Annotated in this window: 2 protein-coding genes and 2 tRNA genes; all 4 read right to left on the bottom strand. The window is 69.8% G+C overall.

From position 1 onward, the window contains the following. Positions 1–921: Ig-like domain-containing protein (locus tag VIB55_RS16980; RefSeq protein WP_331877857.1), on the bottom strand; the 921-nt coding region annotated here is incomplete at its 3' end. A gap of 383 nt (positions 922–1,304) precedes the next feature. After that, a tRNA-Gly gene (locus VIB55_RS16975) sits at positions 1,305–1,377 on the bottom strand. Positions 1,378–1,459: 82 nt separating this feature from the next. Next, positions 1,460–1,532 (bottom strand) — tRNA-Thr (locus VIB55_RS16970). Between the two features lie 39 nt (positions 1,533–1,571). Next, positions 1,572–2,543, bottom strand: a complete 972-nt coding sequence (locus VIB55_RS16965) for a class I SAM-dependent methyltransferase (protein ID WP_331877856.1) — start codon at positions 2,541–2,543, stop codon at positions 1,572–1,574. Between the last annotated feature and the right edge of the window lie 376 nt (positions 2,544–2,919).

The raw sequence follows: 2,919 nt of genomic DNA, 5'->3' as shown, positions 1-2,919 counted from the left end.
GGCGGCCGCGCCCGCCCGCACCACGACTTTGCTGCGGCCGATGGCGACGGCGCTCACGGCGTCGCCCGCGACCGCCACCCCGGCGTCGGCGGGAGAGAACGTGACGGCCACCGCAACGGAGGGCACGTTCCCCCACCGGTCCAGCGTGGTGGTCCGCGGGACGAACGACGCTCCCACGTACAGCGCGGTATCCGCCGGCGCGCGAACGATCCGCGCGGGCGCTCCCGGTGCCGCGGTGAACGGCGCGATCTGCGACAGGCCGAACTTGTACACGGAAATCTCCACTTCCGTCGGCCCGGCCACCGTCCCCATCCGTACCGGCACCGCGGCACGTCCCTGCATGTCGGTCTCGACCACCGCCGACACCCACTCGTTGCTGCCCAGCACCACGCCTGGGCTCGAGTGGCAGCCGGTGGGCTGGAGTGCGGCGCACCCCGGCGCGGGCGACAGCATCATGGCTGCGAACCACACGGCTACGCCTCGCGCGGGCGCCCCGACGCTGTCACGCACCTCGACGACCAGCGGCTCCCGGCGGTGCTGGACCGTGTCCGTGCCGCCCGTCCCGGAGACGATGCGCAGGGTGGGCTGATACGCAACCCGCACCCGCGTCGTACCACGCCGCGACCCGGCCTTGGCCGTGATGGTGGCCTGTCCTTGGGCGCGTCCGGCCACGAGCCCCGACTGCGACACCGTGGCCACCAGGGTATCCGAACTGGTCCACGCCACGGCGACCCCGGCCACGGCCTGGCCGGCACCGTCCTGGGGAGATGCGCTCACCTGCGCCGATGCCCCAACGGCGACCACGAGGCTGTCCTGGCTCATCGCAACGCTCGCGACGCGAGGCTCGTCGGACCCGGTGAATTCCTTGCAGGCCGACGCGGTCAGCAAGGTGCAGAGGACGATCAGGGCTGGGAAACGCATCATCGATGGGAACGGAGAAGCTTGGGCGGGAGGCAGGGGGATTCCAGTTTCCCGGCAGATCGAACGACGACCGTGCCCGTGCCCGTGCTCGCACGCGGGTTGGTCCGGCGGTGGACTACAACGAGGCGGCCCTACACGAGACGTTGCCAAGTCCGGCGAGGGCTGGTCGGGCGAGGAAGCACGTGGAATCGTATGATGCGAAGGTAGCAGACTCCATGTGTTCCCGGCAACTCCGGCCGACTCACCAGGACCTCTCCACCAGGACCGGCCGAAACCCTGCTAGCGCCGCGCGACCGGGGATCGAGGATGCGCATCCCTGCGGTTCGGGCCTGAAACATCGAAGCCCCGGCACCTGAACAGGGCCGGGGCTTCGACTTCACCAGAGCGGGAGACCGGGCTCGAACCGGCGACATTCAGCTTGGAAGGCTGACGCTCTACCAACTGAGCTACTCCCGCAAAACACCGGCGCGTGGGCGCCAGTGAACACAAAACTAATGAAATCCCGGCTGGTCCGCAATCCGCGGCCGTCCATCCAGAAAGCCACCTGTCGGGATCGAACCGACGACCTTTCGATTACAAATCGAGTGCTCTACCAGCTGAGCTAAGGTGGCGGAACAGCGGACGAAGTTAATCAAGCCGCGCTCTTTTGACTACCCCGCGCGCGTTGAGCCCACGCGTGCGATCACGTCCACGACTGCCCCCGCGCCCGCACGCGCCTCCGCGCGCGCAACCCGCGCGGCCACCCCGTCCACCACCCGCCGCACGAGCCGTGGACGACGCGACGCCGTCGCCTCCACGGCGGCGGATGCCTCCACCCGATCCCCCACTCCCAGCGCGTCCGACCACGGCAGCCCGCGCCCCGTGCCCCGCCGGACGACGTTCACGAGCGAGCCCGCGACGGCTCCCGGCCCGTGCCACGGGTCCCACGTGGTCGTCGACAGCGGCACGAATCCCTCACGCCGCAGCAGCGCAGAAAGCGTCCGCGGCGAGTAGAAGTACACGTGCTGCGGAAACATCACCGACGCCCACGCGGCGCCGGTCAGCCTGCGGGTGAGCGAGCCGTGGTTGGGCACCTGCAGGTGGATGATGCCTCCCGGAGCGATCATCCGCCTCAACGCGCGGAGCCACTCGGCGGGGCGGTACACGTGCTCCAGAACGTGATACGCCGCGATCACGTCGAACGGGGCGCCCGCCGGGGTCCCGCCCACCACGTCGCCCGCAAAGAGCTCGATGCCGTGGCGCCGGCGGACCAGCGACACCGTGTCGGGATCGTACTCCGAGCCGTGCACCTGCCATCCATGTCCGCGCAGGTACGCCAGGAAGTGGCCGTCGCCGCACCCCACCTCGAAGATGCGGCGCGACGGGAGCGCCGCTGCCTCCAGCCGAATGCGGCGGTGCGCGAAGGTGGGATTCGCGAGTTGGCTCCGCAGTTCCTCGGGCGACGGGTCCTCGCCCGGATAGTACCCCGCGTACAGCCGGTGCAGCTGGCTCGCCGCCACGCGGTCGTACAGCCGCACGATGCCGCACTGACCGCAGCGGGCGAAACGCTTTCCGCACACCTCGCCCGCGGCCCGCCAGCGGTCCGATCCGCAGGCGCCGCACTCGGGGACCTCTTCCCACATCGGGGCTCCCTCCGCGGCTGCGTTGGGGATTGTCATCGGAGAGCCGGATTTCGGGGTCGAGGTCGCTCGAGGCACTCGGGTTTGGGCTGCTGCGGGCGCTGAGAGCGGCGTGTGTGGCGGATCCTTCAGTCGCTGCACGGTATGGAGCGGCCACGGCTTGGGCATGGCCGCTCCTTCAGGATGACATTCCGGACACCCCTCACGCACTCACGCACTCACGCACTCACGCACTCACGCACTCACGCACTCACGCACTCACGCACTCACGCACTGACGCACTCACGCACTCACGCACTGACGCACTCACGCACTCACGCACTGACGCACTCACGCACTCACGCACTAGTCACGCGTCCACACGCCAGCGCGGGCCCTG

This window comes from Longimicrobium sp., assembly GCF_036554565.1.
Lineage (GTDB): Bacteria > Gemmatimonadota > Gemmatimonadetes > Longimicrobiales > Longimicrobiaceae > Longimicrobium.
Note: the sequence above shows the minus strand (reverse complement) of the source record. Positions and strands in the feature narration are given on the sequence as shown.

Excerpts from the sequence above, each read along its gene's own strand:
- VIB55_RS16965 (WP_331877856.1), bottom strand. The coding sequence starts at position 2,543 with ATGTGGGAAGAGGTCCCCGAGTGCGGCGCCTGCGGATCGGACCGCTGG.